Annotated in this window: 14 protein-coding genes; 12 read left to right on the top strand and 2 right to left on the bottom strand. The window is 46.1% G+C overall.

The features are described from left to right. Position 1: 1 nt before the first annotated feature. Positions 2–694 (top strand): DsbA family protein, encoded by a 693-nt coding sequence (locus ASV53_RS17895; RefSeq protein ID WP_239928843.1) that lies wholly within the window; start codon positions 2–4, stop codon positions 692–694. A gap of 92 nt (positions 695–786) precedes the next feature. On the opposite strand, the gene ASV53_RS17890 is transcribed toward ASV53_RS17895, so the two are convergent. Continuing rightward, positions 787–1509: an oligogalacturonate-specific porin KdgM family protein gene (locus ASV53_RS17890; RefSeq protein WP_062692671.1), complete on the bottom strand. Its 723-nt coding sequence runs from the start codon at positions 1507–1509 to the stop codon at positions 787–789. A 49-nt stretch (positions 1510–1558) separates the two neighbouring features. Continuing rightward, on the bottom strand, positions 1559–3112 hold the full coding sequence (locus ASV53_RS17885; protein WP_094958086.1) for a sulfatase family protein: 1554 nt from the start codon (positions 3110–3112) through the stop codon (positions 1559–1561). Between the two features lie 475 nt (positions 3113–3587). Between ASV53_RS17885 and agaR the strand changes: the two genes are divergently transcribed. The 11 genes from agaR to ASV53_RS17830 all read left to right on the top strand — a co-directional run bounded on the left by agaR (position 3588) and on the right by ASV53_RS17830 (position 13579). Then, positions 3588–4364: a transcriptional repressor AgaR gene (agaR, locus tag ASV53_RS17880; RefSeq protein WP_062692383.1), complete on the top strand. Its 777-nt coding sequence runs from the start codon at positions 3588–3590 to the stop codon at positions 4362–4364. A 49-nt stretch (positions 4365–4413) separates the two neighbouring features. Further along, complete coding sequence (gene kbaZ, locus ASV53_RS17875) at positions 4414–5700, top strand: tagatose-bisphosphate aldolase subunit KbaZ (protein ID WP_094958085.1); 1287 nt, start codon at positions 4414–4416, stop codon at positions 5698–5700. 10 nt (positions 5701–5710) lie between these two features. Then, positions 5711–6874: an SIS domain-containing protein gene (locus tag ASV53_RS17870; protein WP_094958084.1), complete on the top strand. Its 1164-nt coding sequence runs from the start codon at positions 5711–5713 to the stop codon at positions 6872–6874. A gap of 15 nt (positions 6875–6889) precedes the next feature. Then, positions 6890–7390: a PTS N-acetylgalactosamine transporter subunit IIB gene (gene agaV, locus ASV53_RS17865; RefSeq protein WP_062692387.1), complete on the top strand. Its 501-nt coding sequence runs from the start codon at positions 6890–6892 to the stop codon at positions 7388–7390. Positions 7391–7438: 48 nt separating this feature from the next. Further along, entirely contained in the window at positions 7439–8209 is a 771-nt protein-coding gene (gene agaW, locus ASV53_RS17860) for a PTS N-acetylgalactosamine transporter subunit IIC (protein WP_094958083.1), read from the top strand. Beyond that, positions 8199–9092, top strand: a complete 894-nt coding sequence (locus tag ASV53_RS17855) for a PTS system mannose/fructose/sorbose family transporter subunit IID (RefSeq protein WP_094958082.1) — start codon at positions 8199–8201, stop codon at positions 9090–9092. Before agaW ends, ASV53_RS17855 begins: the two co-directional genes overlap by 11 nt. 56 nt (positions 9093–9148) lie before the next feature. Then, positions 9149–9592 carry a PTS galactosamine/N-acetylgalactosamine transporter subunit IIA gene (agaF, locus tag ASV53_RS17850; RefSeq protein WP_094958081.1) on the top strand — a complete coding sequence of 148 codons (444 nt, stop codon included), beginning with the start codon at positions 9149–9151 and terminating at the stop codon, positions 9590–9592. 2 nt (positions 9593–9594) lie between these two features. Beyond that, positions 9595–10764, top strand: coding sequence for an N-acetylglucosamine-6-phosphate deacetylase (gene nagA / locus ASV53_RS17845; RefSeq protein WP_094958080.1), 1170 nt, complete (start codon positions 9595–9597; stop codon positions 10762–10764). 57 nt (positions 10765–10821) lie between these two features. After that, positions 10822–11652 (top strand): 5-dehydro-4-deoxy-D-glucuronate isomerase, encoded by an 831-nt coding sequence (gene kduI, locus ASV53_RS17840; RefSeq protein ID WP_094958079.1) that lies wholly within the window; start codon positions 10822–10824, stop codon positions 11650–11652. A gap of 83 nt (positions 11653–11735) precedes the next feature. After that, positions 11736–12491, top strand: coding sequence for a 2-dehydro-3-deoxy-D-gluconate 5-dehydrogenase KduD (gene kduD / locus ASV53_RS17835; RefSeq protein WP_094958078.1), 756 nt, complete (start codon positions 11736–11738; stop codon positions 12489–12491). 38 nt (positions 12492–12529) lie between these two features. Beyond that, positions 12530–13579: a glycoside hydrolase family 88/105 protein gene (locus ASV53_RS17830; protein ID WP_094958077.1), complete on the top strand. Its 1050-nt coding sequence runs from the start codon at positions 12530–12532 to the stop codon at positions 13577–13579. Positions 13580–13613: the final 34 nt, after the last annotated feature.

Here is a 13613-nt window from a genome sequence, read left to right as displayed (position 1 = left end):
TATTATGACTATGATTTTTTCGCCGCTGTCTTTAGCTAAGACGCAACAAGAAAAAATTCAAGGAATTAATGAAATGCTCCAAGCTAACCCAAGTATTATTGATGGCCTGTATGACAACTTGAATGCGTATTTTGCGCAAGAAAAGCATTTTGACCAAGTGCTTAGCGACAATCATGACTATATCTATAACAATCCAAACCTACCTTGGTTTGGTTCAAGCGATCCTAAGTTAACCATTGTGGTTCTGACTGATTTTAGCTGCCCTTGGTGTAAAAAACTGGATCCGGTTGTTCAACGTATTGCGAATGAAAACCCAGCGGATATTAAAGTTATTAATATTCTTGTGCCGTTAAAAGAAATGTCGTCTTCGGCAAACTCAACCACATTTGCGCTTAATGTATGGAAAAATGCACCTGATAAGTTTGATGCTGTAAATAAAATGTTGATCAGTAAGCCGGGGATCCATAACGAACGCTCAATCATGAAAGTAGCAAAAGCAAATGACGTTACTCAATATGTACCTGAAGATGCGACTGCAACTGATATCGTTCAGAAAAACTATCAGTTATTCAACGATCTTGGGGTTCGTGGTACGCCAGCAATGCTAATTGATGGGCAGTTGTTACCGGGTTATCTACCTTATGAACAGCTAGCGCCAATGGTCAAAAAGATGATTGCGGAAAAATCGAAGTAATAGCGAGTGAGTCGTTAACGCGTAGACTGCTTTAGTATAATGAAAGCCTCCTATTGGAGGCTTTCTATTTAGTTAAATAAGAAACCGCGTTATTACCAAGTGTATTTAATACCCACACGGTAACGGATTTGTCTTTCATCGCTAGTGCGGCTTTGTTTCACTTGGCCCACTTCAACAAATGGACGCCAGTTTTCACCGTCTGTGGTCTTAATTGAGTACATCACGCGCGCATTATGTAAGTAGTCGGTGGAGCCGTTATCAAATAGTGGTTGCGCGTTGTCTGACATCTCTTTCCAGAATTGGAACTCGTATTGGAAGTCCCAGTCACCCGTTTTATAACCTAGCCAAGTATCAAATTGTTGGATCTTTGAATGGTAGCTATTGCCGTCAGTACCTTGTTGACCGTAATCCCAGAATTTCCACTTATAACGGCCTTGGATACGGAAACCATTGTCGAACGCGTAGTTCAAACGTGCATAAGGTACATAAACAAGACCCGCAGAAGTAAAGTCGAGTGAGGTACCAACTAACCCAACGATGTTCTTATTCAGTTTCTTGTAATAGAAGGCTGAGAATTCCGAGCCATTCATGGTCATTGCATCGAAAGCGCCTTCATCATTTGAATAACGCGCATCAAGTTCAAAACCAATGTTTTTACCTGTGTCTAAAAAGGCTTTGAAACGATCAGCATGTTTTTCTGAACCGTCTAAATATTGGTGGCGGTATTCAACCGTGGTTTTATAGTCGTTAGCAAGGGCTTGTGCTGATGATGCTGCTAATAAAGAGGCCAGCATAAATTTCGTTGTCGTGTTCATAATAACCTTATTGTTTAAGTTGGTATTTGATTTGGTTGTGATTGTTAAATTAGGTGTAAGCATTCGCGGTATTGGCGGGTACTTCGGTAGGGCGCCAAGGATCACCGGTATGTTCAAGCCAAGGCATCAATTCCTCTTCGACTAACTGATGTACTAGGCTTTCATTTTGCTCGGCGATGTTTTGCATTTGATAAGGGTCTTGCTGGTTATCGTGTAATACCACTGATAGTGGTTTACCGATTTTCCTATCCATCATGAGGGTGTAGCGATCGGTTCTTACTCCACGGCGTCCATAGGATTGTCCGCCGTATGGCATGAAGGTGTAGAACTGCGAGCTAGGTTTATCATCACCTTCGATGCCATTGATAGTATTGGCAAAGTTAGCCCCTTCCACGGTATCTGGGATCAGAGCTGGGATACCCATTAAGCCAAATAAGGTTGGGTAAATATCCGGTGCTGAGAATAAGAGATCATCTTGGCGTGGCGCGAGTTTGCCAGGCCAACGGAACATCATAGGGATCCGCATAGACTCATCGTAATGGTTGTTTTTGGTTGGCATACCGTGTGAACCAAGGCAGCAGCCATGATCCGAGAAGAAGACCACAAGGGTTTCCTCTTCAAGACCTAAGCGGTCAAGTTCGTCGACAATACGACCAAACTGCTCATCAACGCCATTAACCATTGCCATATATTCTTTGAAATACTCAGGGCCATAACCTTCAAGGTATTCCTTATCCCATTGCACATTTGGTCGGGTATTCAGCGCTTGCGAGGTTTTATCTTTATAACGATCTAAATATTTTTGCGGTACTTGGTCGTAAGGCGAGTGGGGTGGGTTCATCGACACCACTAACGTAAAGGGTTTATCGCTATCACGATAAGCACCGTTTTCATTACGTAAATATTTAATCGCAATATCAGCTTCGTGTTCTGGACTCCATTGATTCACTTTGATCGGTTGATCACGCGGTGTTTCATTGGTCCAGTACATAGGTGTTAGGTGTTTATCGTAAGTGCCGTAGGCATACCAAAAATCGAAACCATGGCGACGATCAGGGGCTGTCCAATCATTCCAGTAACGGCCTTCCATTGGGTTGTTATAACTTGGAATAAAGGGAGCTTCTGGCGTATCAAGGTGCCACTTCCCTATATAGCCCATGCTATAGCCTTGATCTTTCAAAATATCTGACCAAGTACGGGTCTGTTTCTTTAATTCAATTCCAAAGTCTTTACCGCCAAATTTGCCCGGCATTGCAGTATGGCTGTTGCCCTGAATCCCGTTTCGGTAAGGGTATTGCCCCGTCATCAGCATGCCACGGAAAGGCGTACAAAGCGGGAAGTTAGACACTGCCTGACGCAGTACCACACTCTGTTTCGCAAAGCGGTTCAGGTTTGGCGTGTCAGAAGGGTCTTGCTTCATAAAACCTAACGCGTGGGCACGCATCTCGTCAGGAAAGACGATCAATAGATTGGGTTGTTTCTCTTGTGGTGTATTGCTGTCACTAGCTGTGAGGGTATTGGGTGATGTGGCACACCCTGCCGTTGCCGCGACAGCACTGGTGGCTGCCATGCCTTTTAGTAGGCTACGTCGCGAGATAGACATATGTTCTCCTGAAAGTGAAACGTATTGGATGTTTAAAAACAAATGAAAGGCGTGTTTTCTTTCATTAGCCTTGTGTTTAGTTATTTTTATGACCTAGCACGATGAATTACTTACGAAGTGCTTGCGAATTGCTTCGGATCGTAAGTGATCGAAATTTAAATGGCTGTGTAATTGATCACAAAAAAGTAAACGAAAGTTAATTGGTGCTTTTAGCGAAAGTTATTATCTTTATATGTCACACAATTAGTTAAAATTGGGCGCTATATAAGTGGTTAGAGTTTGGCATTAAGGTTGGCGAAGGTTATGATATGAACAAATGCGTAAGTCTACGCAAGAGTAAACGTAACAATGCGAAAGATTGTGAAAGAGATCAAAAGTTTTCATTTCTTGCGTTGTTGCTTTCGTTTTTAGGTGTAAGCTGTATTCGAAATCAAGCGAAAGAGATTTTGCTGATTTCGTAAGGAGACAAGGTAAAGTGAAAAGTGCAGTCGAAAGGCGCATGGAAATTGTGAACGTGGTTAACCGTGATGGGAAAGCACGTGTCGAGGACCTTGCCGCACAGTTTGATGTCTCTAGTGTCACGATTCGAAGTGACCTTAGTTTTCTGGAAAAGAATGGTTATGTTGTCCGCTCTCATGGCGCAGCCATTCCGAATACTGGGGTGATTGCAGAGCTGACTGTTCATGAGAAACGCCGCCAAAATGCGGGTATTAAATCTCTGATTGGTCAGGCTGCAGCGAAACTTATCGAAAGTGGTGACACTGTAATTCTGGATTCGGGAACGACTACGCGAGAAATCGCATCCAGCTTGAAATCGCTGGAAGATGTAGTGGTTATGACCAATGGTCTGGATGTTGCAATGGAGTTGGCGTCAGCACCTGGAATAGAGGTTCTGATGTCGGGTGGTGTACTTCGTAAGAATGCACTCTCTTTTTCAGGCTCTCAAGCCGAACACAGCTTGAAAAACTATCGTTTTGATAAGGTTTTTCTTGGGGTGGATGGTTTTGATTTAAGAGCCGGTATCACAACACACAACGAGCAGGAAGCGAGTCTTAACCGTTTGATGTGTGAGATTTCTGAGCAAGTAATTGCGGTTGTCGATTCAAGTAAATTCGGTAAACGCAGTTGCCACATGATTCGTGAGTTCGGAAACATTGATATTTTAGTGACAGATTCTGATATTCCTGAAGACTATGTTCAAGGTCTTCGTGATATGAAAGTTGATGTGATTATTGTAGAAAAAGAGTATTAACCCACTAACTCCATAACAGCATTCCAGATGTAGATTGTGGAGTTAGTACATGAACACCCTTCAAAATCTCGTTCAACGCCATAAAGCGGGTGAACAAAACGGTATTTATGCTGTTTGTTCTGCTCACCCTCTGGTGATAGAAGCCGCTCTCAAGCAGGCGTTGAGCGACGATTCTTTATTATTAATTGAAGCTACCTCCAATCAAGTCGATCAATTTGGTGGTTACACAGGCATGACGCCTGTCGACTTTCGAAATTTCGTATTGGAGATGGCGGAATTACTTCAATTCCCTACGGAAAAACTCATTTTAGGTGGCGATCATCTAGGTCCCAATCGCTGGCAAGGCCTTAATGCCGATGAAGCCATGCGAAATGCCGATGATTTGATCGCAGCTTATGTCGCTGCTGGTTTTAAGAAAATTCACCTCGATTGCAGCATGTCTTGTCTTGATGATCCCGTGCCGCTATCAGATGAAATTGTCGCGGAACGTGCTGCTAGATTGGCAAAGATTGCTGAAAAGACGGCGATATCAAGCTTTGGATTTAGTGATCTTTCCTATGTGATTGGTACCGAAGTACCAGTACCGGGCGGGGCCGCTGAAGCACTGAACGAGCTTGAAGTCACCTCATCTGCTGCAGCAATTAAAACCATTGAATGCCATCAAGCTGCATTTGATGCCGCTGGTGTTGCTGATTGTTGGTCACGGGTTATCGGTTTAGTGGTTCAACCTGGGGTTGAATTTGACCACACAGGCGTTATTGATTATTGCCCAGAGAAAGCGGTGTCTTTAAGTACTGTGGTGAATGATTACGAACACTTAGTGTTTGAAGCGCACTCAACCGATTATCAAACCGATACAGCTTATAAAGCATTGGTCGAAGGGCATTTTGCAATTCTGAAAGTTGGCCCAGCTTTAACGTTTGCAATGCGAGAAGCACTGTTCAATCTTTGCGATATTGAAGAAGAAATTGTCGCCAAAGCGCATTGTTCAAACCTCCGTGAAATGATCGAGCAGCAGATGTGTAATGCGCCCGATTACTGGAACAAATACTACCACGGTGATGAACACCAACAGCGTTTTGCGCGCTGTTATAGCTTCAGTGATCGCATTCGTTATTACTGGCCGAATGAACAAATTCATCACGCCCAAGAAACATTGTTTGCCAACCTATCGCGTACAGGCATTCCACTTCCCCTATTAAGTCAGTATTTGCCTGAGCAGTTTCAAGCGGTTCGTGCAGGCCTGATTGAATCTGAGCCTAAGGCTTTGGTTTTAGACAAAATTCATCAGGTGCTTCGTAGTTATGCGAAAGCCTGTAAGCAAATTAAAGGTTAAGAGGTACTACATGAACCAATATCTGGGCTACTCAGAGCAAGATCTTGAAAGCTTAAGTGCTTTCTGGACTGCTAAAGAAGTTGAGCAGCAACCTTCATGCTGGCGTAAAACGCAGGCGACGTTTAACGAATGCCTTCCTGCAATCGACGCCTTTATGGCGAAAGTGCTAGCACATTCAAACTTACGCATTGTGATGACAGGCGCAGGAACATCGGCATTTGCTGGCCAAGCATTGGCACCTGCTTTAGCTGAAAATACGGGAAGACGTGTCGATGCTGTTGCGACAACGAATTTAGTCTCGAATCCGTATCAATATTTTGCGGAGGATTTACCAACGTTATTGGTGTCGTTTGCCCGCTCAGGAAACAGCCCTGAAAGTGTTGCTGCGGTTGAGTTAGCGAACCAATGCCTGACCAATTGCTATCACCTTGTGCTGACCTGTAATGCAGAGGGGCAGTTATATAAAAATAGTATCAATGATCATCGTTGTTTCGCCCTGCTGATGCCAGAAGAAACCAATGATAAATCGTTTGCGATGACCTCGAGCTTTTCTTCGATGATGGTGGCTGCATTTTCGATTCTTGATGGAAAACGTGATCATTCGAAAGAGATTGAAAGGTTATCCTTATGTTCTGAGGGGCTGGTCAAGGAAATTAATATACCTACCAGTAATATAGCAAAGCTAGATATTAGCCGCGTCATTTACTTAGGAAGTGGTGGTTTACAAGGGCTCGCTCAGGAATCAGCACTGAAGTTACTTGAACTGACGGCGGGCAAAGTCGTGGCAACGTATGACTCGCCACTGGGCTTTCGTCATGGACCTAAATCCATTGTTGATAACGAGACGTTGATAGTTGTGTATATCTCGAACAACCCATATACCCGCCAATATGACCTTGATTTGCTCAGTGAGCTTCGTCGCGACAAGATTGCGCGTAAGGTCATTGCGATTACAGCTCAGCTAGACGATCAAGTAACCAGTGGTGACTACCTACATGTCCCTACTATGGATACTGCGACTGATATCGAGCTCTTATTCCCATACATTATTTTTGCCCAGATTTATGCATTCCATCGTGCAATAGCATTGGGTAATACACCTGATAATCCTTGCCCTACCGGTGAAGTAAACCGCGTTGTTCAAGGTGTCACTATACATAATTTTAATAAGTAGACAGGAAGCACTCTTATGACAGCACCTAACATTGTTTGGACCCGAATCGATGAGCGCCTACTACATGGTCAAATTCGAATCACGTGGGGAAAGCACACCGAAGCAAACTTAATCCTTGTTGCTAATGATGACGCAGCTGAAGGGCCAAACGCTGCCTTTATGCAAGCGGGAATGAAAGCTTCAGCTGGTGGTGAGTATGCCGTTCGTTTTTTCTCTATCCAAAAAACCATTGATGTGATCCACAAAGCGTCAGAGAAACAGAAGATCTTCGTCTTATGTAACAACCCTACAGATGTTGCTCGTTTGGTTGAAGGTGGTGTGCCATTGACGCATTGCAATGTTGGGAATATGCATTTTCATGAGGGTAAACGCCAGATCGCCAAGACGGTCTCGGTCGATGAAAAAGACATTAATGCTTTTGAACGTATGGTGGAGCGTGGTGTGACTTGCACAGTGCAAAACACGCCGGATCAAAAACCAGTTAACGTTCTTGAACTTGCCATGGCGTCGGCGTAAGCCGCGTCATACCTCACTATAAACAGAGATTTAAACAAGGAATAAATCATGTTTTTTGAAGCTACGCTGGTCGCAGTATGGGCGTTCTTCTGTGGTATCGATAAATACGATGTCGCGTTGAACATCCACCGCCCACTCATCACAGGCCCTGTCGTTGGTCTGATCATGGGTGATATGCAAATTGGTCTGATTGCTGGTGCCACCTTGGAACTGGCTTGGTTAGGCTTGGTGCCTAACGCTGGGGCACAGCCGCCAGATGTGACCATGGGTACGATTGCTGCTGTTGCTTTTGCCGTGATGACAGGCCAATCAGCAGAAGTAGCAATGGGTGTAGGTATGCCGATTGCAGTCATGATGCAAATGTTGGTCATTGGTTTCTTCGCGCTAACGTCTTTCACTATGGGTAAAGCAGATCGATTTGCTGAAGCTGCAGACTCAGGCGGTATAGACAGGCTACTGATCACCACCATCTCGTTACGTTCTTTATTGTACGCCTTAGTTGCTTTTATCACTGTTTACTTTGGCGAGCACGCCGCTAGCTGGATTGATGAAAACGCACCGAAAGTATTGCTAGAAGGCCTAGGCATTGGTGCCAAGATGGTTCCAGCAATTGGTTTCGCAATGTTACTGAAAATCATGTGGTCAAAAGAAGTGGCGGGTGTGTTCTTCATCGGCTTCGTAATGACAACTTACCTCAAGTTACCAATTATGGCTGTGGCAATTCTAGGTGCGTCAGCAGCCGCGCTTTACTACTTCTTCAGTGGAAATAATGGAAGTTCAAACAACCAACAAGTAGAGGATTTTGAAGATGGCATCTGATATCACAGCAGGCACTTTAGCCGGTAAAAACACCAAGGTTCATGAAAGTCTGGTTGATGATATTGATTCATACGAAGACACCACACCACGCAAAGTGATTTCGAAAAAAGATCTTTGGATCTGTGCGTTACGTGGCCTGTTCATGGAAGGTAACTTTAACTTTGAGCGGATGCAGGCGGGTGGTTTTGCTTACTCCATTATCCCAGCACTGAAGAAGATCCACGGTGACAATAAACGCGATTTGGCGAAATCGTTAAAGAACCACTTACAGTTCTTTAATGCCAGTCCTAAGTTGTTCACTTTCTTGCTAGGTACAGCCATTGCAATGGAAGAGAACAAAGAAAAACCGTCGACCGTTAACGTAATGAAAGTTGCGGGTATGGGACCAACGGGCGGTATCGGTGATGCGATTGACCACATGACCTTGATGCCATTGACCTTGGCACTGGGTGCGTCGATTGCGATGGAAGGCTCGATTGCTGGTCCATTCGTGTTCTTCTTCTTGTACCAAATTGTTCACTTTGCTGTGTACTTCGGTTTGATGTTCATGGGTTACAGAGCGGGTACTGCCGCCATGGTGAACATGAGTGATGCCACCGAGAAGCTCGCCAAAGCGGCCAATATCATGGGTATCTTTGTTATTGGGGCGTTATCGGCCACCTTTATTCGGGTCCAGACCACGGCCTCGCTCGAATTGGGGGGCAAGGTAGTCGAACTACAAAGTGCCTTATTTGACAAGATCATGCCGAACATTCTGCCACTGGCATTGGTGTTCTTTATGCTCAAAATGGTGAAGGGCACGGGCTTCTGGGCTAAACCGCCAGTGTTGATTTTCTCAACCCTTGCAGCCGGTGTTGTCGGTCACTTCCTCGGTATTTTGTAAGCCATACGTTTCGATAGCTTGGGGGGATAACCTCCCCCCTAATCAAGGATTTTAAGATGATTGGTATTGTTGTTTCAGGCCACATTAACTTCGCATCTGGGATGCAGTCGGCAGTAAAAGCGATTGCGGGTGAGCAAGAGCAAATGGCGTTTATCGACTTTGTCGAATCAATGTCGACAGAGCAACTTGAAGCGGATCTTCGCCAAGCGGCACAAGATGTGGATTCGGGCGAAGGGGTGCTGTTTTTAACCGATATTCCAGGTGGTTCACCGTGTAACCGTGCGCTGGCGATTTTGATGGATCAGCCAAACGTTGAGCTTATTGGTGGCGCTAACTTACCTATGATAGCCAATGCCGCTTTTGAACGTGAAGACGTGACATTGCGAGTACTGGTGGACTTATTACTAGAGATTGGCACTTCGTGTATGCAAGACATGCGCAAAGAAGTCGAAGCGCTGATGCAACCTGAACCCGTTTCTGAATGTGAAGATGGGTTATAACCATGCGATACGCTTTACACGCTGATCGGGTGTTTACACCACAAGGTATCGCCACGGATACCCTAGTTATTGTTGCAGATGGAAAGATTGCAGCACTCACGACGGATATACCAACAGACTGCCCTGTTATTCGCCTTGAAGGGCAATCTTTAATGCCGGGCTTTGTGGATATTCATATTCATGGCCGTGACGGCGCCGATGTGATGGATGCAACCGATAACGCATTGCAAACCATCGCCAATGCCTTACCCCAAACGGGGGTTGTTGCTTGGGTTGGCACCACAGTGACAGCGCCTTGGACCGATATTCTAAATGCTTTAGAGCAGGTTCGCAGTTTCACTTCAACAGTGCAGCACCAAGGTGCGGAACTATTGGGGAGTTTTTTAGAGGGTCCGTATTTCACTGAGCCTCATCGCGGATCGCACCCAACGGCGTATTTAAAATCGCCATCATTGTCTGAGCTTGAACAGCTTCATCAAAGTGCGGGGGAGTCGCTACTCCGTGTGGCGGTTGCACCAGAAGCGAAAGGGGCAATGGAAGCGATCAGTTGGCTGGCCGAGCGTGAAATCAAATCGTCAGTGGCACACACCGATGCCACCTTTGATCAAGTCACAGAAGCTTATCACCGTGGCGCCGATTGTGGGGTGCATCTTTTCAACGGTATGCGAGGGCTACATCACCGCGAACCGGGATGCTGTGGCGCGGTACTTTACCACGACATGCTGGCAGAACTCATAGCCGATGGTATTCACGTTAACCCAGTCATGATGCAACTCGCCTACCGAATGAAAGGCTATCAAGGCATTGCCTTAATCACAGATTGTATGCGTGCGGGTGGCTTAGCCGATGGTGAATACTTACTAGGCGCGCAAACCATTACCGTCACTGATGGCGCTGCGCGCACTAAGTGTGGTTCGCTCGCAGGTAGCACCTGTAGCTTAGATCAAGCGCTGCGAAACATGGTGTTCAGCAGCCATGTACCTGAATGGGAAGCGGTGCAAATGGCATCGTATGTTCCTGCAAATTATCTTGGGCTTGCCCACCGCCTTGGCAGTATTGCCGAAGGCATGGATGCCAGCCTGATTGTTATGAATGAAGCATTACACGTGCAAGGGACCTTACTAAAAGGTGAATGGGCCTACCAAGCCGCTGCGAGTAAAAGCGGTAACTAACAGCCACGACGACATAACGTTGTGTACCTTGCCAAACAAATGAATAAGAGGTTTAACATGGAAATTCGTCAACCAATTCATAGCGAACACGCTAAACAACTCGACACAGCTGGGCTTCGTGAGCAGTTCCTGATCGAAAATATGTTTCAAGAAGGTCAACTGAACCTGACTTATAGCCACATTGACCGCATTATTGTTGGCGGTGCCGTGCCTACTGACGAAGCATTAATGCTTGAGGGCGGTAAAGAAATCGGTGTTGATTACTTCCTAGAGCGTCGCGAACTGGGTGCGATCAATATCGGTGAGCCAGGCTTAGTCATTGTTGATGGCAAAACCTATGAGATTGGCACGCGTGAAGCCATTTATGTGGGTAAAGGGGCTAAAGAAGTTAAATTTGAAAGTGTCTCGGCTCAACAGCCTGCTCGTTTTTACGTGAACAGCGCGCCAGCCCATATGACGTACCCAACCCGCAAAATTACCCGTGAAGATGCCTCGCCAGAAACCCTCGGTAGCCAAGAAAACTGTAACGTTCGTACCATCAACAAGTACCTGCACCCTGCGGTTCTACCGACTTGCCAGTTACTCATGGGCTTGACGGAGCTAGCACCGGGTAGCCTTTGGAATACCATGCCGTGCCATACCCACGAACGCCGTATGGAAGTGTACCTGTACTTCAACATGAAAGACGACAATATCGTTTTCCATTACATGGGTGAGCCACAAGAAACCCGCCATATTGTGATGCGTAACGAACAAGCGGTGATCAGCCCTAGCTGGTCTATTCACTCAGGCGTTGGCACCGCGGCTTACACCTTTATTTGGAGCATGGTGGGAGAGAACCAAACCTTCCATGACATGGACCACGTCGCAATGAGCGATCTGAAGTAACACCTCTCTCAATTTGCGGTATAGCGAATAGCAATTAGCTTTTTATTGCTTGCTATACCGCCCAGCTAAATTAGGAATTCCAAATGAACATGTTTGATCTTTCAGGCAAAGTTGCCATCGTTACTGGCTGTAATACAGGCCTTGGTCAGGGTATGGCGTTAGGGCTGGCGAAAGCGGGCGCAAATATTGTAGGCATTGGCCACCAAGCAGCCCCAGAAACTCAGCAGCAAGTGGAAGCGCTGGGTCGTAAGTTCCACTACATTACGGCCAACCTAATGGAACAAGATAAGCTTGAAGCCATTGTTGCGGAAGCGGTCGAGGTGATGGGGCAGGTTGATATTTTGATCAACAATGCAGGCATCATTCGCCGTGAAGATCTGTTGAAATTCTCAGAATCCGACTGGGATGATGTGATCAACATTAACCAGAAAACCTTGTTCTTCTTATCGCAATCTGTTGCCAAGCAATTTGTTAAACAGGGCAATGGCGGCAAGATCATCAATATCGCTTCAATGCTGTCTTACCAAGGCGGTATCCGCGTACCTTCTTACACCGCGAGTAAGTCGGCTGTGATGGGCTTAACCCGCGCCTTGGCGACTGAACTTGCCGAGCACAACATTAATGTGAACGCGATTGCGCCGGGCTACATGGCAACCGACAACACGACTGCTTTGCGTGCGGATGAAGCGCGTAATGCTGCAATTTTAGAGCGTATTCCTGCGAATCGTTGGGGTTTGCCAGCAGACTTAGAAGGCCCTGCGGTATTCCTTGCTTCTTCTGCGAGCGATTACGTCAACGGCTACACCATTGCAGTTGATGGTGGTTGGTTGGCGCGTTAAGCAAGCAGGCGAAAGAAAAGGGAAAAGGGAGAAGTAAGATGACGTTAGGCACTAAACAAGCCATTCTCGATACCATGAAGCGGGTATATCGCTATCAAGCGGCCAATCAAACTCGCAGCGTGATCCGTCGTAGTGGCAAAACTCGTTTTATTAAAGATACCGATTGGGAACGAGGCGTATTTTGGTCTTGTACCTCAGCGGCATGGTTAGCAACCGATGACTCAGAATACCTCGACGGTGTTATGAATTACGCGTTGCACACAGGTTTTCGTGCGGGCCCCAATGCGCGCTTTGCGGATGACCACATCTGCTGTCAGGCATACCTAGATGTTTACCCTGTGGTGAATCAAGTTGAAGCCCTTGAGCCAACGGTCAAAGCGTTGGATCTGATGGTTGAGACCCCAGAGCTCGGGCGTAAAGATTGGTGGTGGTGTGATTCATTATTTATGGCGCCGCCAGCCTTTGCCGCCTTGTCGCAGCAAACCGGTGACAATAAATACCTTGATTACATGAACACCGCCTACTGGGATTCGGTTGATCATCTATTCGATCCAGAGACAGGTTTGTTTTATCGCGATCACCGCTACATTCCAGATGGCAGCGGCAATGAATTACGCGAAGCGAATGGCAATAAAGTGTTCTGGAGCCGAGGTATCGGTTGGGTATTAGCCTCTGTACCACGCTTATTGGCACGTATGCCAGAAGACTATAGCGAACGTGCTCGCTACCTTGAGTTATTTAATAACCTTGCGGCAGAGGTAGTGAAATACCAGCAAGCCGATGGTTTTTGGCGAACCAGTTTACTCGACCCTGATAACTTCCCGGCACCTGAAAGTAGTGCCACTGCGCTGTTTTGTTATGGCTTAGCATGGGGGATTAATACCGAGCAACTAGATCGTGATACCTACCTTCCAGTAGTTGAAAAAGCATGGGCCGCTTTGCAAGGCTGTATTCACGACAACGGCATGATGGGCTGGGTACAACTTCCCGCCTTTAATCCGCGTGATGTGAAATTCGAGCACAATATCGATTATGGCGCAGGGGCATTTATGCTTGCGGCGACAGAAATGGCGCGACTTGCCGAGTAGTACCTGCCGTTTCAGTTTATAGCTGGAATTATTA

The organism is Photobacterium sanguinicancri (assembly GCF_002265265.1).
Classification (GTDB): domain Bacteria; phylum Pseudomonadota; class Gammaproteobacteria; order Enterobacterales; family Vibrionaceae; genus Photobacterium; species Photobacterium sanguinicancri.
Note: the sequence above shows the minus strand (reverse complement) of the source record. Positions and strands in the feature narration are given on the sequence as shown.

Excerpts from the sequence above, each read along its gene's own strand:
- ASV53_RS17890 (WP_062692671.1), bottom strand. The coding sequence starts at position 1,509 with ATGAACACGACAACGAAATTTATGCTGGCCTCTTTATTAGCAGCATCA.
- ASV53_RS17885 (WP_094958086.1), bottom strand. The coding sequence starts at position 3,112 with ATGTCTATCTCGCGACGTAGCCTACTAAAAGGCATGGCAGCCACCAGT.
- kbaZ (WP_094958085.1), top strand. The coding sequence starts at position 4,414 with ATGAACACCCTTCAAAATCTCGTTCAACGCCATAAAGCGGGTGAACAA.
- ASV53_RS17870 (WP_094958084.1), top strand. The coding sequence starts at position 5,711 with ATGAACCAATATCTGGGCTACTCAGAGCAAGATCTTGAAAGCTTAAGT.
- agaV (WP_062692387.1), top strand. The coding sequence starts at position 6,890 with ATGACAGCACCTAACATTGTTTGGACCCGAATCGATGAGCGCCTACTA.
- agaW (WP_094958083.1), top strand. The coding sequence starts at position 7,439 with ATGTTTTTTGAAGCTACGCTGGTCGCAGTATGGGCGTTCTTCTGTGGT.
- ASV53_RS17855 (WP_094958082.1), top strand. The coding sequence starts at position 8,199 with ATGGCATCTGATATCACAGCAGGCACTTTAGCCGGTAAAAACACCAAG.
- agaF (WP_094958081.1), top strand. The coding sequence starts at position 9,149 with ATGATTGGTATTGTTGTTTCAGGCCACATTAACTTCGCATCTGGGATG.
- nagA (WP_094958080.1), top strand. The coding sequence starts at position 9,595 with ATGCGATACGCTTTACACGCTGATCGGGTGTTTACACCACAAGGTATC.
- kduI (WP_094958079.1), top strand. The coding sequence starts at position 10,822 with ATGGAAATTCGTCAACCAATTCATAGCGAACACGCTAAACAACTCGAC.
- kduD (WP_094958078.1), top strand. The coding sequence starts at position 11,736 with ATGAACATGTTTGATCTTTCAGGCAAAGTTGCCATCGTTACTGGCTGT.
- ASV53_RS17830 (WP_094958077.1), top strand. The coding sequence starts at position 12,530 with ATGACGTTAGGCACTAAACAAGCCATTCTCGATACCATGAAGCGGGTA.